An 18,250-nucleotide genomic window follows, 5' to 3' on the forward strand; every position below is an offset into this window, starting at 1 on the left:
AATCCCGCCATGGGTGACGCACATGAACCGATGAGAGAAGGCATGAGGATACTGATAATCGAGGATGATCCAAAGATAAGCGCCTATATCGGAAAAGGCCTTAAGGAGGCCGGGCACGCCATCGACCTTGCCGAAGATGGCGAAACGGGCCTTCATCTCGCATCGACCGAAAAATACGACGTCCTGATCGTTGATCGCATGGTACCGAAACTTGACGGGCTTTCGATTGTAAGGACCCTGCGTGGCAGCGGCAACCTGACGGGCGTTCTGATCCTGAGCTCCCTGGGTGATGTCGATGACAGGGTGGCCGGCCTGCGCTCCGGTGGCGACGATTATCTCGTCAAGCCTTTCGCCTTCATCGAACTTCTGGCCCGCGCCGAGGCGTTGGGCCGGCGCGCTTCATCCCCGCCGTCGGCGCAGTCGACCCTGCTCAAGGCAGGTGATCTGGAGATGGACCTGCTGGCACGGAAGGTCCGTCGCGCCGGCAAGCCTATCGAACTGCAGGCCCGCGAATTCCGCCTGCTGGAATATCTGCTGAAGTTCAAAGGCCAACTCGTCACACGCACCATGTTGCTGGAGGGTGTCTGGGATTATCATTTCGACCCGCAAACCAGCGTGATCGACGTTCATATCAGCCGCCTGCGCAAGAAGCTGGGTGATACGGGCAATACTCTCATCAAGACGGTGCGCGGTGCTGGATATATCATCGACAACGGTTTCTAGGCGCTACATTGACAGCTCCAGCTTCAAGATGGCGATGCTGTTCACGGTGCTGATGGCCGTGTCGGCTTCCATCCTCGGCTATTTCCTGATCGATGCCGGCCGGCGCGATTTCCTGCGAGAGACGGAAGCCGCCATCGATATCGAGATCAGCATGGTCTCCGGCCTTGAAAACACCCAGGGCCAGCTGGTCCTCTATATCCAGCGCCGCGCCAAGGACGACCAGGTCGTTCGCTTCCGTTACGAGGATGAGGGCGGCAGGCTGCTGGGCGGCACAATCGATCCGATGCCGGGCGCCGTGGGAAAGGTCGCTGAGGGCGTTCTGCGCTTCGATCTGGAGACCAGCCATGGCAAGCAGGCATTCGCGGCGAAGATCCATACGTTCCAGGACGGGTCGCGCATCATCGTCGCCCGCAACGTGCATGAACTCATCGTCAGCTACGAGCGCCTGAAACATCTCAGCGGGCTGATGATGTCGCTCATGCTCTGCGTCGTGCTTGTCAGCTTCGGCATCAGCCATTTCGTCGTCAGCCGCATCAACCGCATCGCCTTCACCGCGCGCCGGATCATCGAAACCGGCGACCTGTCCCAACGCCTGCCGATCGACAGCCGCTGGGACGATCTCTCCAACCTGTCGGAGATGCTCAACGGCTTCCTGACCAGGATCGAGGATCTGATGAATGGCGCGCGGGAGGTGAGCAACAATATCGCCCACGACCTGCGCACTCCGTTGAGCGGCCTTCGCAGCGACATCGAGGCAATGAAGGGCCGTCCGGTCGACGATCAGCAGATCGACGCCTTGCTGGCCGATGCCGACCGCGTCCTTGCGGTGTTCCACGCCCTGTTGCGCATCACCAATATCGAGAAGGGCAAGCGCAGCAGCTTTATGGGCGATGTCGATCTGGGAGAGGTCGTCCAGGATGTCGCCGAGCTTTATGAGCCTGTCGCCGAGGAAGCGGACATCCGACTTGAGGTGATGGCGGCATCCCCGGCCATCATCCGGGGTGACAGGGACCTGCTGTTCCAGCTTTTCGCGAATATCGTCGACAATGCGATCAAGTTCGCGCCGGGGGGATCGGTCATCCGCCTTCATGCGGGCGCTGAGGCGGGCCGGATTGTCGCCTTCGTCGAAGACCGGGGACCGGGCATTCCGGAACCGGAGAAGGAGAAGGTCTTCAAGCATTTCTATCGCGGGGACGCCAGTCGCAGCACGCCCGGCAACGGGCTGGGGCTGAGCCTGGTGCGGGCCGTGGCGATGCAGCACCAGGCACACATCGCGCTTGAAGATGCGCAACCCGGCCTGCGCGTGAAGATCACGTTCTAACCTTACCAATATTTTAGAAACGGGTAAGTTGGCGGCGATGGCATGTGCCGTAAGGTTGGCGAAGGCGACAACCGGCATGCTGGCGGATAATGGGTTCGGACATCAAGAAGATCGCGGTGATCGGGACGGGGATTTCCGGCCTGGGGGCGGCATCGCTCCTCCACCCCCGGCACGACATCACGGTCTATGAGAAGAACGATTATATCGGCGGCCATAGCCGGACGATAAAGGTTGCCACCAGGGACGGCATCATCCCGGTCGATACCGGCTTCATCGTGTTCAACAAGCGCAACTACCCGCTGTTGACCCGCCTGTTCCAGCATCTGGATGTGCCGATTGTCGAAAGCGACATGTCGTTCGGTACCAGCATTGAGGATGGCTGGCTTGAGTATGGCACCCGCAGGACCGCCGATTTCTTCGCCCAGAAAAGAAACCTGCTGCGGCCGGCCTTCTGGGGCATGGTCGCCGACATCCTGAAATTCAACAAGAAGGCGGGCGCCTATCTTTCCGCGCCCCCCACCTTCACGCTGGGCGAATGCCTGGACGAACTGGGCATGGGGCTCTGGTTCCGTCGATATTACCTGCTGGCCATGGGGGGAGCCATCTGGAGCACGCCGCTGGACGAGATGCTGAAATTCCCGGCCTCCACCTTCGTCCGCTTTTTCGACAATCACGGTCTTCTGACCATCGACGAGCATCCGCAATGGTACACGGTGGCGGGCGGCAGCCACGAATATATCCGCCGCCTGGCGGCCCCGTTCATGGACAGGATCAACCTGGGTCGCGGCGTCACCAGGACGTGGCGGACCGGCGATGGCGTCGTTGTCCAGGACGACCGGGGAGGCCACGCGATCTATGATGAGGTGGTTTTCGCCTGCCATGCGGATCAGGCGCTGGCGATGATGGCCGACGCCGATACCGGCGAGCGGGAGATCCTGTCCGCCTTCCGCTATCAACCCAACCGCGCCGTCCTGCACAGCGACACCAGCTTCATGCCCCGGCGCCGGCAAGCCTGGGCAAGCTGGGTTTATCTTTCACAAGACAGGGGTGTCGATAATCCCGGCATGTCGTTGAGCTACTGGATGAACAACCTGCAGCCGCTTGCCACCGACCAGACCTTGATCGTCACGCTCAATCCCGGCCGCGAGCCCGATCCGGCCCTCGTCCACAATGAGCACCTGTTCGAGCATCCGGTTTTCGATGCCGCCGCGATCGGCAGCCAGGCCCGGATCGACGAGATCCAGGGGCGTAACCGCCTCTGGTTCTGCGGTGCCTATCAGCGCTACGGCTTTCACGAGGACGGGCTTGGCAGCGCGGTCGGCGTGGCGCGGCGCATGGGGATCGATCCGCCATGGTGACCGTGCCGCAGCTCTACACCGCCAAGGTCATGCATAAGAGGCTTTTCCCGAAGGAGAACGCCTTTCATTACGGTGTCTATTACCTTGTCCTGCCCCTGCCGGCCGCACCCGTTCCAGGGCGGCTTGTCCGTTTTCACGCCGCCGACCTGGGCCGGCGCGATGGCGACGATCCGACACAATGGGTCCAGAATATCCTGGAAGATTACGGCTTGAACGGCATAACGCAAAGCATCGCCCTGGTCACGATGCCCCGTGTCCTGGGCTATGTTTTCAATCCCGTCAGCTTCTACCTGTGCCTTGACTTGGCTGGGGGCCTGAGGGCCGTGCTGTGCGAGGTCCACAATACGTTTGGCGAGCAGCATAGTTACCTTTGTGCCCATCCGGATCGTGCGCCGATCACCGCTGGCGACCGGCTGGAGGCGGAAAAGCTTTTCCATGTTTCGCCCTTCCTGCACCGATCCGGGACCTACAGTTTCCGGTTCGATCTGACGGCCGACCAGCTTGGTATCTGGATCGATCATTATGACGCGGACGGCAGGAAGCAGTTGGTCACGTCGCTGACCGGCACCTTCGCGCCTTTAACCCCCGCGCGCCTGCGCGCGGCCTTCTGGCGGCATCCGCTGGTGGCGCTGAAAGCGATGGCGCTCATCCACCTGCAGGCGCTGAAGCTGGTGGTGAAGGGCATCCCGCACATGTCAAAGCCAGCACAATTCCCGCAAAGGGTCACCACCACCCGCAGTCTTTGTCCGACACGGAACGACGGCCCCCTCCTGCGCATCGTGGAACAGATGCCGGAAAGCGAACTGCAAAGAGGCATCGACAATGTTTGACCGACATATAGTGGATCAGTTCTTTGCAGCCCTTGACCATATTGAATATGGATCGGTCACCGTGCGCGCGCCCAATGGCCGGACGCATGCCGCCCAGGGAACCGGGGAAGGGGCACATGCCCGGCTGGACATCCATGACTGGCGGGTGATCGGCATGATGGTCCGCCACGGCGATGTCGCACTGGCGGAAGCCTACCGCGACGGATTGTGGGATTCTCCCGATCCGACGCAGCTGTTCCTGTTCGGCCTGCAGAACCAGGCCGTGCTTGACCGCTACATCCATGGAAGTGCCTTCGGCCGGCTGGCCGCCCGCGTTGGCCATCTCTTCACCCGCAACACCGTGCGCGGCAGCAGAAGGAACATCCACGCGCATTACGATCTCGGCAATGATTTCTACGCGCTGTGGCTGGACCCTTCGATGACCTATTCGGCGGCGATCTTCAGCGATGGGGGCGACAATCTGTACGACGCGCAGATGCGCAAGTACGACCGGATGATCGACCGGCTGGGCCAGTCCGGCAGCCTTCTGGAAATCGGCTGCGGCTGGGGCGGGTTCGCGCAGCGGGCGCTACGGCGGGGCGACTATACCATCAAGGGGCTGACGATTTCCAAGGCGCAGCATGAGTTCGCCACCAGCCGCATCGGCGGGGACGCAGTCATCGCGCTGGAAGATTACCGGCATCAGAACGGTCTTTATGACCAGATCGTCTCCATCGAGATGTTCGAGGCCGTGGGGGAGAAGTTCTGGCCCGTCTATTTTGCGAAGCTGAAATCCCTGCTGGCCGGCAAGGGCAAGGCCATGGTGCAGACCATCACCATCGCCGACGCCCATTTCGACCGCTACCGCAGCGGCGGCGACGCCATCCGCAGTTTCATCTTCCCCGGCGGCATGTTGCCATCCCCCTCGCGTTTCCGCGCCGAAAGCGTGAAAGCCGGCCTTCGCGTGATCGATGAATTCGCCTTCGGCGGCGACTACGCGCTGACGCTGTCGCACTGGCTGAAGAATTTCGACGCCAGGGTAGCAGAAGTAAAGGCCATGGGATTTGATGAGCAATTCATCCGCATGTGGCGGTTTTACCTGACATGCTGCATCGCGGCTTTCCGGCACGGCAGGATCGACGTGATGCAATGGGAGCTGCAGCATGCGAAATAGGATCGGTATATTGCTGGGCCTGCTCCTCTACGCTCAGGGTGCCGTTGCCATGGAGCCGGCGGCGGCCCTGGTCCCGAACGCCGCCATGGTCGGACGCGGCGTCCTCTCATATGCCTTCTGGGATGTGTATGAGGCGAGGCTTTATGCGCCGGAGGGAAACTGGGTCTCCACCAAGCCCCATGTCCTTTCGATCACCTATTTCCGCACCATCAACGGCCGGGACATCGCCGACAGATCGGTGCAGGAGATGCGCAAACAGGGCTTTACCGACGAGGTCAAGCTCGCGGCGTGGAACACGCAGCTGAAGGCCATCCTTCCTGACGTGAGGGATGGCACGGTCCTGTCCGCGGTTCGCCTGCCCGGCATGCAGACGAATTTCTATCATGGGACCGACGCGATCGGCACGATCAAGGGTGATGAATTCGGCAGCCTCTTCTTTGGCATCTGGCTGGGCGAGGCGACATCGGAACCCGGGTTGCGCCGCGCCCTGCTGGGGCTGCCATGACCGCCTGCGCGATTAACGGGAAATCCCTGCTCCGGTACGGCTTCATCGCTTTGCCCGTGGCTTTCGCCGGCTTTCCGCTTTATGTCCTCGCCCCGGATCTCTATGCCACGCGCCATGGCCTTTCGCTGACCTTGCTGGGCACGCTGCTGCTGGCGATCCGACTTGTCGATGCGGTGCAGGACCCGGTGATAGGCTGGCTGACGGACAGGTTGCGGGGCCGGTTCAACCGGCTGGTCACGGCGGCCGGTTTGGTACTTTGTGTCTCCGTGCTCGGGCTTTTCAACGGCCCGTTTCTGACGCCGGCGCTGTGGTTCACCCTGTGTATGGTCGTGGCGGTCAGCGCCTACAGCGTCCTGACCATCGTCCTGGGCGCGCAGGCGACATTATGGACGGCTGACAGGGACGACCAGACAAGGATCGCCGGCGCGCGCGAGGGATTTGGACTGGTAGGACTTGTCGTTGCCGTATCGATGCCGGCGATCCTGTCCCAGTTCACGAAACCCGACCATGCATATTGGTGGTATGGCGCCATCCTCACCATCCTGATGCTGGCGGGTATCGCCGGCTTCTCGAAGGTCTCGGCCCGCGTGGCCGCATCGGTGCCTGTCATAGGGAATGGTGGCGCATCGCCTTTCCAAGCATTGCGGACCCTGCCCCGTGAAAGCCGGCGGCTTCTGGCGGTGTATGGCCTCGGCATGCTCGCATCCAGCATTCCGGCCGTTCTTGTGATTTTCTATGTACGCGACCGGCTTGACGCAGAACACCTGACAGGCCCGTTCCTTCTGCTCTATTTCCTTTCAGGTGCGATGACCATGCCGCTGTGGCGGCATCTGACCGGGCATGTCGGCAAGTACGGGGCCTGGGCTCTCTCCCATCTTCTGGCCGTGGCAGGGTTGCTTGGGGCGTTCTTCCTAGGTTCAGGGGATATCTGGGGATATGCGGCCGTATGCGCCCTGTCGGGTCTGGCGTTGGGTGCCGACCTGACGCTACCGCCGTCCATACTGGCCGACCATGTCCATGATCGGGGAAACCAGGCATTCTCGGCAACGCATTACGCGTTCCTGGCCTTCATATCGAAAGCCAGCCTCGCGCTCGCCTCCGCCATTGCGCTGCCGGTGCTGGACATTGCTGGCTTCCAACCGAAGGCGGCCAATTCTGGCAACGCCCTCATGGCGCTTTCCGCCACCTATGCACTCCTTCCCTGCCTGTTGAAGCTGATGGCGGCGGGTTTGCTGTACGTCTTTTTCATCCGGGCCGAAACAGGAGGACATGATGAGAATCGTCAAGATCATAGCAACCGTGGGGGTTGTTCTCATGATTAGCGGCTGTGCCAGGAACAATCTCGACCATTACGCGGGCACGACCCCCCAGGCCGATATCAGGGAATATTTCAACGGTCCCATCAAAGCCTGGGGCATCGTCCAGGACTGGCGGGGCCGCGTCGTGCGCCGGTTCGACATCCACATGGTTGGACAGTGGGATGGGGATGTCGGCACGCTGACCGAAAATTTCGACTATTATGATGGCGAAAAGCAGCAGCGTGTCTGGACGATAACGAAGCTGCCCGACGGCACCTATCAGGGAACGGCGTCGGACATCATCGACAAGGCCACCGGCAAGGCCGTGGGCAGTGCGGTGCGATGGGACTATGTCATGGATCTTCCGGTCGATGACACGACCTACCGCATCCGCTTCGACGACTGGATGTGGGCCATGAATGACGACGTCCTGATCAACCGCTCCTACCTGAAGAAGTTCGGCATCACCGTCTCGGAACTCACCATCTTCATGCAGAAGCAGAAATGACAGACAAAGGCGATTACGCTGGACAGGTCGTCTGGATCGTCGGGGCCAGCAGCGGCATCGGAGCGGCCCTGGCCCGGGAGCTTGGCGCGCGTGGTGCCGTTCTGGCGCTTTCGGCACGTCGCAAGGACGAACTTGAGAAGCTGCGCGCGGAGGTCGGGCCCCAGCACAAGGTTTTCGTCCTGGACCTCACGGATACCGACACGACCTTGCGCACGGCCCAGGCGGTACGCGCCACCTTCGGCCGCATTGATCGCGTCGTTTTCCTGGCTGCCGCCTACGTGCCGATGAAAATGGACGCGCTCGATCTTGCCGTCACCAAGGCCATCGTCGATATCAACCTGACGGCTGCGTTCAACCTTGTTCAAGCCGTGCTGCGTGTCTTAAAACCACAGGCAACAAAAGGCCAGATCGCCCTTTGCGGCAGCGTCGCGGGTTTCATCGGCCTGCCCGGCGGCCAGCCCTACAGCGCAACCAAGGCGGCAATCACCAACCTCGCAGAAAGCCTCCATGCCGAATTCAGGGATGTGATTGATATCAAGCTGATCAGTCCAGGATTTGTGCGCACGCCGCTGACCGACAAGAATAATTTCGACATGCCAATGATCATCGAACCCGAACAGGCTGCAAAAGAAATAGCTGATGGCCTGCTTTCTCGCCGCTTTGAAATCCACTTTCCCAAAAGATTCACTACCCTGCTTAAAGTCCTTCAGGTACTTCCCTATTCACTTTCTCTAAGACTGACACACAGGATGAAAACTTAACAAGACTAGGGTCTGTTGAGATTCATCGGCTGTGTATGACGACAACGGCGAGATAGATTGCGGCTGAGAAGCCTGTATCGGTTTTGTCGGCTCGCATGGCGATGCGCTTGAACTCCTTGAGTTTACAGAAGAAATTCTCGATGAGGTGCCGCCATTTGTAGATGTCGGCATCGATGTCGAGCTTCTGCTTCCGCCTGGAATGCTGGGAGATGACGACCTTGGCGCCACGTTGGTTGAGTTCGGCAATAATGGCGTTGCTGTCGAAGGCCTTGTCGGCAATCAAACCATCGAATTGCAGGCCATCGAACCCAGCGGGATCGATCAGCTTGTCATACATTGTCGATCCTCCTTTGGCGCGCAATCCACACTTGCCGGAACGCTTCACGCTCCAGATGATCGGGGAGCTGTGTTTGCCAATCAAGGCGCCGCGCAAGCGATCCAGCGCAGCAGCGAGACGGTCAGGAAGCTCGGGGGGCGGGATAGGGGGCATGGTGTCGTCCTGCATCTGCAGAACCCACCCAGCCCCCGGCCGGTAACGCTCTCAGCCGTCCCAGGCGGCGGAGGTCGCGGGTTGATGTCGTGTTCATGGTGGATCAGGCGGCGCGATCGGACGTCGAGGCAATGGGTTCGCCAAGAGTGGACTTTGCCCATGCACCCAGATCGGCAGTATCGTACAGAACTTCGCGGGTGGTGCGGCAGTAGAGAGGCCCACCGCCGACCGTAGCCAGCTTCGCCAGATTCTTCGGAGTCCGGCGGATGCTGTGGTTATTTTCCAGATACGCCGATGCCTCGGTGCGCAGAAACTTCTTCATTTCATGTCACCTTCAAGTGTTTGTTGTCGAACTTGATGGCCTGAAGGTAAGCCCTGTCGCCTCATCCCTGAAGGTACGGAACCGCACTCATTTTCCGATTTCGTACCCATGGATCAGGCAGCACGAACGCCGCCCGCATCACCGTGATGGTGACATGGTCGGTGACATGATGATGTCGGTTTTCTAAGTTTTACCCGAGCGTGGTGACACCCGCCAACCAGTCTAGAGAGGCGATTTTCTAGATCGTTGATTTTATTGGATAAAATTGGCGGACCCGACACGATTCGAACGTGCGACCTCTGCCTTCGGAGGGCAGCGCTCTATCCAGCTGAGCTACGGGTCCATACCGGCACCGGGCTATCCCCGGGCGGCGCGGACCATAGCGCATCGACCGGGGCTGTGCAAATGCTTCGTCGCAAAAAATGTGTTTTACCATCAACCCACGGGAATCATTCGGCCTTTTCAGCCCAGCATGGCCCGCAGCGCCTCGCGCGACAGGCTTTTCAGCGCATCGCGCATGCGCTGGATCTCCTGCGCCGCCGCTTCGTAATCCTGGATCAGACCGCCGACCAGGGTCGCGGGATCGTCTGCGTCCTCCGGATAGCGGTCGCGGGCCCTGGCCGCGCGGCGGCGCAGGCGTTCGACAATATCTTCTTCTGACGGCATGGTCGCTTCCGTGGCTGGGTTCCGACGGCCCTTTAAACATGCCGGGCCGGCGCCGTCACGCCTTTCCTTGAAGCCCCCGCGCCCTCCCCCGTCCGGGCTACCCACCTTGGGTATGACACTTGCTCTACACGCTCGGGGTTGATTTCCACCCGCCTCCTGCCCTATTCAGGTCTGGGGCGGTCATCAATGTGATTGCGTGAGGTTTCCAATGTTTTCCGTGATCCGCGGGTCTGCATTCCTGGCCATACTTGCCGGGATGCTGTCCCTTGCGCCCTTTTCTTCCGCCGCACAGGCGGCAACCGACCGGACGGAGGAAGGGTGCGCCGCCACCGTGGCGGGCCGCTGCTACTATACCGCCGGCCGCGAAGGCGTGCACCGCATCCAACTGGCTCTCCCCGCCTCCCATGCCGGCAAGCTGCGCGAACTGTCGATCGGCGGCCAGCAATGCCCCCTGATGCGCCAGCCCACGGATGACGGCACCGTCAGCCTGGCCTGCTTCGCCTATCTCTCGGGTGGTGTCACCTATCAGCTGTCCGTGCCCGCCGACACCCCGGTCAGCATCGTCAAGGCCGATCCCGCCAATGGCGAACCGGTGACCCTGATCCCCTGATCGAAGCAGCCGGGGGAACCGAAAAGGCCGGCGACCGCCGGCCCGCGCCACGTGGCGCGTAAGCCAAGCCGCCGGATGGCGGCGCCCGGCGCCTGAGGGAACAAAACACTCTGGAACAAAACACTCAGTGCGGCTTCACGCCCGTCGGATGCTCTATGCTGTTCAGCACCTCGGCCAGCCGGTGCGAGGCGCTGCCGCGCTTGGCCGGCTGCTGCTGCACCGACGTATCGGGCGACCAGCCGGCCAGGAAGATCACCTCGAACGTGGCCGGCACGGTGCCATCCTCTTCCCGGAACAGCGCCATATAGCGCTCGGCCGCCCGGATGATCACTTCCCGCCTTGTGGGCCGCTTCAGCCGCGACAGGGCGGCATTGGCCTCACCCATGCCGCGCAGATCGCGCATCAGGCGGAACGGGTCAGGATAGGACACGGTCAGCGTATCCATGTCCGCCACGGGCAGGGCGAATCCGGCCCGCTGCAGCAGGCCGGCGGCATCGCGCAATCCCGCCATCGGGCTGATCCGGGCCGATACGCCACCCGTCACCTCCATCTCCGCCTCCATCAGCGACCGGCGCAGCTCGAACAGGCTGTCGCCGCCCAGCATGGCGGCGATGAACAGCCCGTCGGGGCGCAAGGCCTGGCGCGCCTGGATCATCGCCCCCGGCAGGTCGTTCACCCAATGCAGCGACAGGTTGGATATCACCATGTCGAAGCTGCCGGGCGCGAAGGGCAACGCCTCCTCGTCGGCGGCCAAGGCCGGGCTGCCGGTATTGCCCCCGGCCAGCCGGGCCATGGCGGGGGACAGGTCGGCATGCACCATCCGGGTGATGGCGTTGCGGCCCTTCAGCACGCCTTCCACCTCCCCGCCATGGCAGCCCAGGTTCAGGACGCGGGGGAAATCGCGGCGGATCATGTCCAGCCGCTCCCCCAGCCGTTCCGCCACCTCGCGCAGCAGGAAGTCATGGGTGCCCATCTCACCGGCCGCGCGGTCGCGGCGCTGGCGGATCAGGGGGCGGTCGAACAGGAACATGGTATCGGCGTCGCTCATGCCCTTGCCATACTCCGCCCGGCCGGCGCTGGCAACCGGCCGAACGGCAGGCCCACGGATGTGGGCACCCGCAATGTCATCGAAATATGACACCACCATCCTTGACAGTCGGGGTCGGGTTGATTAGCTCTCTGGCACTCACCGGGCATGAGTGCTAACAACAGGCTCACGCCCAACCCCTTTTGCCTTATCAGGGAGAGACCCCATGAAGTTCCGTCCGCTGCACGACCGCGTCGTGGTCAAGCGCGTTGAGTCCGAAAAGAAGACGGCCGGCGGCATCATCATCCCCGACACCGCGTCGGAGAAGCCCCAGGAGGGCGAGGTGGTCGCCGTGGGTCCGGGTGCCCGCGACGAGGCCGGCAAGCTGGTGGCGCTCGACGTCAAGGCCGGCGACCGCGTCTTGTTCGGCAAGTGGTCGGGCACCGAGGTGAAGATCGACGGTGTCGAATACCTGATCATGAAGGAAAGCGACATCATGGGCGTCCTGAACGCCTGAGTCGGATCACCTGATCTTGCCTGACCCATAGAATTCAAAGGAATAGAGCAATGGCTGCCAAGGAAGTTAAGTTCGGCTCCGACGCCCGCGCCAAGATGCTGCGCGGCGTGGACATTCTGGCTGACGCTGTGAAGGTGACCCTGGGCCCGAAGGGCCGCAACGTCGTGATCGAGAAGAGCTTCGGCGCTCCCCGCATCACCAAGGACGGTGTCTCGGTCGCCAAGGAAATCGAACTGTCCGACAAGTTCGAGAACATGGGCGCCCAGATGGTCAAGGAAGTGGCGCAGAAGACGGCCGATCTGGCCGGCGACGGCACCACCACCGCCACCGTGCTGGCCCAGGCCATCGTCCGTGAGGGCGCCAAGGCCATCGCTGCCGGCATGAACCCGATGGATGTGAAGCGCGGCGTCGACCTGGCCGTGGCCACCGTCGTCTCCGACATCCAGGCCCGCAGCCGCAAGGTCACGACCAACGACGAGATCGCCCAGGTCGGCACCATCTCCGCCAATGGGGAGGCCTTCATCGGCGCCAAGATCGCCGAGGCCATGGCCCGCGTCGGCAACGAAGGCGTGATCACGGTCGAGGAGTCCAAGAGCCTGGAGACCGAGCTGGACGTCGTCGAAGGCATGCAGTTCGACCGCGGCTACCTGTCGCCCTACTTCGTGACCAACGCCGACAAGATGATCGCGGACCTGGAAAGCCCGTACATCCTGCTGTTCGAGAAGAAGCTGTCGGGCCTGCAGGCCATGCTGCCGGTTCTCGAAGCCGTCGTTCAGTCCTCGCGTCCGCTGGTCATCGTGGCCGAGGATGTGGAAGGCGAGGCCCTGGCCACGCTGGTCGTCAACAAGCTGCGCGGCGGCCTGAAGATCGCCGCCGTGAAGGCTCCGGGCTTCGGTGATCGTCGCAAGGCTATGCTGGAAGACATGGCCATCCTGACGGGCGGCCAGGTCATCAGCGAAGACCTGGGCATCAAGCTGGAGAACGTGACGCTGGACATGCTGGGCCGCGCCAAGAAGGTGACGATCAGCAAGGACAACACCACGATCGTCGACGGCGAGGGTGCCAAGGACGACATCACCGCCCGCATCGCCCAGATCAAGGCCCAGATCGAAGAGACCACCAGCGACTACGACCGTGAAAAGCTGCAGGAACGTCTGGCCAAGCTGGCCGGCGGTGTTGCGGTTCTGCGCGTCGGCGGCGCCACCGAGGTCGAGGTGAAGGAGCGCAAGGATCGCGTTGACGACGCGATGCACGCCACCCGCGCCGCGGTCGAGGAAGGCATCGTCGCCGGCGGCGGCGTGGCCCTGCTGTACGCAACCAAGGCCCTGGAAGCCCTGGCGACGACCGATGCCGACCAGAAGTTCGGTGTGGACATCGTCCGCAAGGCCCTGCAGGCCCCGGTCCGTCAGATCGCCCAGAATGCCGGCTTCGACGGTTCGGTGATCGTCGGCAAGCTGCTGGAGCAGGCTGACACCAACCACGGCTTCAACGCCCAGACCGGCGAATATGGCGACATGTTCAAGTTCGGCGTCATCGACCCGACCAAGGTCGTGCGCGCCGCTCTGCAGGACGCCGCTTCCATCGCCGGCCTGCTGATCACCACCGAGGCCATGATCGCTGAGAAGCCGGCCCCCAAGGCCGCTCCCGCCGGCGGCGGCATGGGTGGCATGGGCGGTATGGGCGACATGGACTTCTAAGTCCAAGGTCGTTCAGCCGAACAGGCATGAATGCGAAGACCCCCGGCGGAGCGATCCGCCGGGGGTTTTTGTTTGGTGCCGCACAACAGGTAGGTCAGGTCGAGGCGGAGCCGAGCCCTGACATTTACCGGCACCGTCGTTTGTCAGGGCTCGGCTCCGCCTCGACCTGACCTACGACACCTCCCGCGCCCTCAGCCACGCCAGCACCGGCTGCTTCCCACTCTGCATGTTCCGCCGCAGCAGATCGCACGCACCATCGCGGTCGCCATCCCCCAGCGCATCCATGATGCGGTCATGGTCATCGCCCGCCGCCTGGACGTGCGGCCGCTCCCGCAACAGGGCCAGTTCATAGCGCCGGGTCTTGGCGATGATGCTCTCGATCATGCCCACCAGAACCCGGTTGGGACAGTCGGCCAGCAGCAGCAGATGCCATTGATTGTCCAGGTCGATGGCATGTTCCCCATCATCCGCCCTGCGGAATTCCGCATTCACCGCCGCCAATTCCGCCAGACGCTCATCCGACGGCAACGGACACATCGCCAGCGCCGCGGGGTCCAGGATCGGCCGGATGTCATAAAGCTGGTCGAACTCCGCCACGCTCAGCGGCGCAACGGTATGGCCATGACCGGTCACGCTTAGCAGCGCACCCTCCGATGCCAGCCTGTTCAGCGCCTCGCGCAGAGGGGTGCGGCTCACGCCCAGCGCGGCCGCCAGCTTGACCTCGTTGATGCGCTCCCCATCGGCAAGCCGCCCATCCAGGATCATGGCGCGGATGGACGCTGCCACGCTGGAACTGACGCTGCTGCGCGAAATCTGCTCCACCCCGTACATCACTTGGTCTCTTCATTCATATACTGTATACAGAACACAGACATGGTCGGAGGTCCAGCGGAAGCTGCCGGCCGGATGGAAGGATGCGAAGATGAAAGCTGCGGGATGGCTTGCGATCGGTTTGAGCTGCCTGGCCGTGATGACGGCCGCGGCGCAATCGCCGCCCCGCGATTGGGAGACGGCCGATCCGGCATCCGCCGGCTTCGACCCGACACGCCTGGACGCGATGACGGCGGCGATCGGGAAGGGCGATTTCCAGAAGATCACCAGCGTCGCCATCGCCCGCGATGGGCGTCTGGTCTATGAGCATTATTTCGATGAGGGCGGGCGCGACGCCCCGCGCAACACGCGATCCGCGACCAAGACCGTCACCGGCATGCTGGTCGGTCTGGCCATCGCCGACGGCGCGCTGGCCGGCGTCAAGACACCCGTCACGCCCTTCTTCCCGGAACTCCGGCCCCTGCAGAACCCCGACCCGCGCAAGGACAAGATCACGGTGGAGGATTTCCTCACCATGAGTTCCCCGCTGGAATGCGACGACAGCAATTCCTTCTCGCGCGGGAATGAGGAGCGGATGTATCTGATCGAGGATTGGGTGCGGTTCACGCTCGACCTGCCCATCAAGGGCTTCCCGCCCTGGACCACGCCCCCGGATCAATCGCCCCATGGCCGCAGCTGGAGCTACTGCACCGCCGGCACGGTGACCCTGGGCGCCGTCATCCAGCGCGCGACCAAACAGAATATCCAGGATTTCGCTCAAGCCCGCCTGTTCGGCCCCATGGAGTTCGGCCCGGTGGAATGGCAGGTGACGCCGACCGGCACCGCCATGACCGGTGGTGGCCTGGGCCTGCGCAGCCGCGATCTGCTGAAGCTGGGGCAGCTCTATCTCGATGGCGGCGTCTGGCACGGCCGGCGCCTGATCTCCGCCGACTGGGTCCGCATCTCGACCAGCGCCCAGGCCCAGGTCGATGAGCAGACGGATTACGGCTATCTCTGGTGGATCAAGCGCCTGAAGACGGCCAAGGGCGAGGAGCAGGCCTGGCTGATGAACGGCATGGGCGGCAACAAGGTGATCGTGGTCCCCCGGCTACGCATGGTCGTGACCATCACCACCACCAATTTCCGGGTCCGGGACGCCCACGCCCTGTCCGAACGCATCCTCACCGATCATGTGCTGGCGGCGATCGGGGGATAGCCCCTTATCGGCGTTTTAACCGACATTCATCCGCGCATGCACCGGGGCAAGGGCGTTGAAGTCCCACCTGCCCACCCGCCTGCATCAGTTGACAGCGCACCCAGCGTCGGGGACAAGCTAGCACCCGTCGATCGAAACCCGAGACGCTGTTGAACATGCACTCTGCCCGGACCTATCGTCGCCTGCTCCTGTCCACGGCGCTGGCATTGGGCCTGTCCGGCACGGTGCTGGCCCAGGAGGCGCCGGCACCGGCCGGCAAACCGTCCAAGGAAACCGGTCAGCCCGTCCTGCTCTCCGCCGACAGCGTGGATTACGACCAAGACCTCGGCATCATCACCGCCCGCGGCAAGGTGGAACTGAGCCAGGGCGGGCGCCTGCTGCTGGCGGATTCTGTCAGCTTCTCGGAGAAGACCAACGTCGTCACCGCGTCCGGCAATGTCTCCATCCTGGAGCCGACGGGCGAGGTGATGTTCGCCAACTACACCGAACTGACAGACGATTTGCAGCAGGGCTTCGTGGATCAGGTCCGCATCCTGATGTCCGACAATTCCAAATTCGCGGCCCTGCAGGGGGAGCGGCGCGAGGGCCGCTATACCCGCATGGAGAATGCCGTCTATTCCCCGTGCGAACTCTGCGCCACCGACCCGACGCGCCCGCCCATCTGGCAGATCCGGGCGGCCCGCATCACCCATGACCAGCAGGCCCACGACGTCAATTACCGCGACGCGACGCTGGAGGTGGCGGGCGTGCCCGTGATGTGGCTGCCCTTCTTCGGCCATCCCGACCCCACGGTCGAACGGCGCAGCGGCTTCCTGACGCCGGGCGGCGGCATCAGCTCCGACCTGGGCACCTATGCCCGCATCTATTATTTCTACGATATCGATGAGAGCAAGGACTTCACCCTGGAGGTGACGCCCAGCACCCAGGACGGCTTGCTGCTGGGCGGCGAATACCGCCAGCGTCTGGCCAGCGGCTCCATCACCCTGTCGGGCAGTGCGGTCTATACCGACCGCGCGCGGGAAACGGCGGCCGGCGTGGTGGAGAAGAAGGATTTCCGCGGCCACATCTTCGGCACCGGCCGCTTCGACATCGATGAGAACTGGCGCTGGGGTTTCGACGTCAAGCGCGTGACCGATAACACCCACCTGCTGCGGTATGACTATAGCCGGGAAGATATCCTGGCCAGTCGCGGCTTCGCGGAACGGTTCGATGGCCGCGACTATCTGGCCCTCAATGTCTACGACTTCCAGGATCTGCGTCCCGGCAATCTGGAAGAGGAACCGGTGGTCCTGCCCATGGTGACCTACAGCGCCCTGGGCGAACCGGGCGGGCTGCTGGGCGGGCGCTGGTCGGCCGATGCCGGTTTCCTGTCTCTGCTGCGCTCAAGCGGCAACGACACCCGCCGCGTCTCCTCATCCGCGGGCTGGCGGCGCGACGACATCACCAATTTCGGCCTGGTCTCGGTGTTGAAGGCCGAAGCCCGGGCCGACGGCTATTGGGTTTCCAACCTGCGCCGCGCCGACGGCACGGTGGAACCTGACGACAAGGTGCGCCTGCGCGCCTTCCCGCATGCCGACTGGACCGTCAGCTTCCCCCTGGCCCGCCAGGACGAGACGGTGCAGACCCTGGTGGAACCCATGGTCATGCTGTCGGCCGCGCCCAATTACGACAACAACGCCAACATTCCCAACGAGGACAGCCAGGATATCGAGTTCGATTACACGAACCTGTTCCGGGCGTCGCGCTATCCCGGCATCGACCGGCTGGAAGGCGGGCAGCGCCTGACCTATGGCGTCAAGGCCGGCCTGTTCGGGTTCGGCGGCGGTTCCTCCACCCTGTTCCTGGGCCAGAGCCAGCGGCTGGAGGGGGATGGGGATTTCCCCAGCGGATCGGGCCTGCGCCGGCGCACCTCGGACGTGGTGGGCAAGCTGGAGCTGACGCCCAGCCCCTGGATGGACATCTCCTATTCCTTCCGCCTGGACAGCGAGAACATGGCCCAGCGCCTGCACGACGTCTATGGCGTGTTCGGACCGCAGCAGTTCCGGGTGTCCGGCTCCTATGTCTATCTGGACAAGCTGACCCAGGATGGCGGGCTGGCCACCCGCAACCGCGAGGAACTGACGCTGGGCATCTCATCGGCGCTGACCGACCGCTGGTCGGTGGGCGTCAACCACCGCCGCGACCTGGCGCCCGGCGGCGGCCCCGTCCTGTCCAGCGCCACCCTGACCTATCAGGAGGATTGCCTGACCTTCCAGCTGGTGGCCGAACGCGACAATACGCGGCGCACCGGCATCGACCGCGGCGACCGGCTGTTCTTCCGTGTGGCCTTCAAGAATCTGGGCGAATTCATGAGCCCGTCCCTGTCGGGTGCGGTCTTCGGTCCGCAGGAGCGGTGATGGTATCAACGGTAATGGCGGTGTATTATGCGCCACACCACA

The 18,250-nt window shown here is 62.9% G+C and carries 19 protein-coding genes and 1 tRNA gene; 14 read left to right on the plus strand and 6 right to left on the minus strand.

The features are described 5' to 3' along the window. The first annotated feature begins 42 nt into the window (after positions 1 to 42). The 9 genes from ACM9HJ_RS22815 (at position 43) to ACM9HJ_RS22855 (ending at position 8,457) form a co-directional block, all read left to right on the plus strand. Positions 43 to 723 carry a response regulator transcription factor gene (locus ACM9HJ_RS22815; RefSeq protein ID WP_416574212.1) on the plus strand — a complete coding sequence of 227 codons (681 nt, stop codon included), beginning with the start codon at positions 43 to 45 and terminating at the stop codon, positions 721 to 723. Further along, positions 692 to 2,044, plus strand: coding sequence for an ATP-binding protein (locus tag ACM9HJ_RS22820; RefSeq protein WP_416574075.1), 1,353 nt, complete (start codon positions 692 to 694; stop codon positions 2,042 to 2,044). Before ACM9HJ_RS22815 ends, ACM9HJ_RS22820 begins: the two co-directional genes overlap by 32 nt. An 89-nt stretch (positions 2,045 to 2,133) precedes the next feature. Continuing rightward, entirely contained in the window at positions 2,134 to 3,402 is a 1,269-nt protein-coding gene (locus ACM9HJ_RS22825) for an NAD(P)/FAD-dependent oxidoreductase (RefSeq protein WP_416574076.1), read from the plus strand. Beyond that, positions 3,396 to 4,232, plus strand: a complete 837-nt coding sequence (locus tag ACM9HJ_RS22830) for a DUF1365 domain-containing protein (RefSeq protein WP_416574077.1) — start codon at positions 3,396 to 3,398, stop codon at positions 4,230 to 4,232. The genes ACM9HJ_RS22825 and ACM9HJ_RS22830 overlap by 7 nt, the downstream gene beginning before the upstream one ends. Positions 4,233 to 4,293: 61 nt before the next feature. Then, positions 4,294 to 5,385: a class I SAM-dependent methyltransferase gene (locus tag ACM9HJ_RS22835; protein ID WP_416574078.1), complete on the plus strand. Its 1,092-nt coding sequence runs from the start codon at positions 4,294 to 4,296 to the stop codon at positions 5,383 to 5,385. Beyond that, complete coding sequence (locus ACM9HJ_RS22840; RefSeq protein ID WP_416574079.1) at positions 5,375 to 5,890, plus strand: chalcone isomerase family protein; 516 nt, start codon at positions 5,375 to 5,377, stop codon at positions 5,888 to 5,890. The genes ACM9HJ_RS22835 and ACM9HJ_RS22840 overlap by 11 nt, the downstream gene beginning before the upstream one ends. Further along, the gene (locus tag ACM9HJ_RS22845; RefSeq protein WP_416574080.1) at positions 5,887 to 7,212 is read left to right on the plus strand and encodes an MFS transporter; all 1,326 of its coding nucleotides are present in this window, start codon (positions 5,887 to 5,889) and stop codon (positions 7,210 to 7,212) included. Before ACM9HJ_RS22840 ends, ACM9HJ_RS22845 begins: the two co-directional genes overlap by 4 nt. Then, positions 7,205 to 7,696 carry a DUF3833 domain-containing protein gene (locus tag ACM9HJ_RS22850; protein WP_416574081.1) on the plus strand — a complete coding sequence of 164 codons (492 nt, stop codon included), beginning with the start codon at positions 7,205 to 7,207 and terminating at the stop codon, positions 7,694 to 7,696. The genes ACM9HJ_RS22845 and ACM9HJ_RS22850 overlap by 8 nt, the downstream gene beginning before the upstream one ends. Beyond that, entirely contained in the window at positions 7,693 to 8,457 is a 765-nt protein-coding gene (locus ACM9HJ_RS22855) for an SDR family NAD(P)-dependent oxidoreductase (RefSeq protein WP_416574082.1), read from the plus strand. Before ACM9HJ_RS22850 ends, ACM9HJ_RS22855 begins: the two co-directional genes overlap by 4 nt. A gap of 22 nt (positions 8,458 to 8,479) precedes the next feature. On the opposite strand, the gene ACM9HJ_RS22860 is transcribed toward ACM9HJ_RS22855, so the two are convergent. The 4 genes from ACM9HJ_RS22860 to ACM9HJ_RS22875 all read right to left on the minus strand — a co-directional run bounded on the left by ACM9HJ_RS22860 (position 8,480) and on the right by ACM9HJ_RS22875 (position 9,935). Next, positions 8,480 to 8,962 (minus strand): transposase, encoded by a 483-nt coding sequence (locus tag ACM9HJ_RS22860; protein ID WP_416574083.1) that lies wholly within the window; start codon positions 8,960 to 8,962, stop codon positions 8,480 to 8,482. 88 nt (positions 8,963 to 9,050) lie between these two features. Next, the gene (locus ACM9HJ_RS22865) at positions 9,051 to 9,269 is read right to left on the minus strand and encodes a hypothetical protein (protein ID WP_416574084.1); all 219 of its coding nucleotides are present in this window, start codon (positions 9,267 to 9,269) and stop codon (positions 9,051 to 9,053) included. A 266-nt stretch (positions 9,270 to 9,535) separates the two neighbouring features. Continuing rightward, positions 9,536 to 9,612: transfer RNA gene (locus ACM9HJ_RS22870), tRNA-Arg, on the minus strand. Between the two features lie 119 nt (positions 9,613 to 9,731). After that, positions 9,732 to 9,935, minus strand: a complete 204-nt coding sequence (locus ACM9HJ_RS22875; protein ID WP_416574085.1) for a hypothetical protein — start codon at positions 9,933 to 9,935, stop codon at positions 9,732 to 9,734. Between the two features lie 208 nt (positions 9,936 to 10,143). Here ACM9HJ_RS22875 and ACM9HJ_RS22880 point away from each other — a divergent pair, with 208 nt between their 5' ends. Continuing rightward, positions 10,144 to 10,545, plus strand: a complete 402-nt coding sequence (locus ACM9HJ_RS22880) for a hypothetical protein (protein WP_416574086.1) — start codon at positions 10,144 to 10,146, stop codon at positions 10,543 to 10,545. A 124-nt stretch (positions 10,546 to 10,669) separates the two neighbouring features. On the opposite strand, the gene ACM9HJ_RS22885 is transcribed toward ACM9HJ_RS22880, so the two are convergent. Beyond that, positions 10,670 to 11,593, minus strand: coding sequence for a methyltransferase domain-containing protein (locus ACM9HJ_RS22885; protein WP_416574087.1), 924 nt, complete (start codon positions 11,591 to 11,593; stop codon positions 10,670 to 10,672). A gap of 205 nt (positions 11,594 to 11,798) precedes the next feature. Between ACM9HJ_RS22885 and groES the strand changes: the two genes are divergently transcribed. Next, positions 11,799 to 12,089 carry a co-chaperone GroES gene (gene groES / locus ACM9HJ_RS22890; RefSeq protein WP_094458166.1) on the plus strand — a complete coding sequence of 97 codons (291 nt, stop codon included), beginning with the start codon at positions 11,799 to 11,801 and terminating at the stop codon, positions 12,087 to 12,089. Positions 12,090 to 12,139: 50 nt separating this feature from the next. Further along, entirely contained in the window at positions 12,140 to 13,786 is a 1,647-nt protein-coding gene (gene groL / locus ACM9HJ_RS22895; protein WP_416574088.1) for a chaperonin GroEL, read from the plus strand. A 171-nt stretch (positions 13,787 to 13,957) separates the two neighbouring features. On the opposite strand, the gene ACM9HJ_RS22900 is transcribed toward groL, so the two are convergent. Beyond that, positions 13,958 to 14,617, minus strand: a complete 660-nt coding sequence (locus ACM9HJ_RS22900; RefSeq protein WP_416574089.1) for a GntR family transcriptional regulator — start codon at positions 14,615 to 14,617, stop codon at positions 13,958 to 13,960. A gap of 91 nt (positions 14,618 to 14,708) precedes the next feature. Here ACM9HJ_RS22900 and ACM9HJ_RS22905 point away from each other — a divergent pair, with 91 nt between their 5' ends. After that, positions 14,709 to 15,812, plus strand: coding sequence for a serine hydrolase domain-containing protein (locus ACM9HJ_RS22905; RefSeq protein WP_416574090.1), 1,104 nt, complete (start codon positions 14,709 to 14,711; stop codon positions 15,810 to 15,812). Positions 15,813 to 15,967: 155 nt separating this feature from the next. Beyond that, on the plus strand, positions 15,968 to 18,208 hold the full coding sequence (locus ACM9HJ_RS22910; RefSeq protein ID WP_416574213.1) for an LPS-assembly protein LptD: 2,241 nt from the start codon (positions 15,968 to 15,970) through the stop codon (positions 18,206 to 18,208). The last annotated feature ends 42 nt before the right edge of the window (positions 18,209 to 18,250 follow it).

This window comes from Niveispirillum sp. KHB5.9, from assembly GCF_048066115.1.
Lineage (GTDB): Bacteria > Pseudomonadota > Alphaproteobacteria > Azospirillales > Azospirillaceae > Niveispirillum.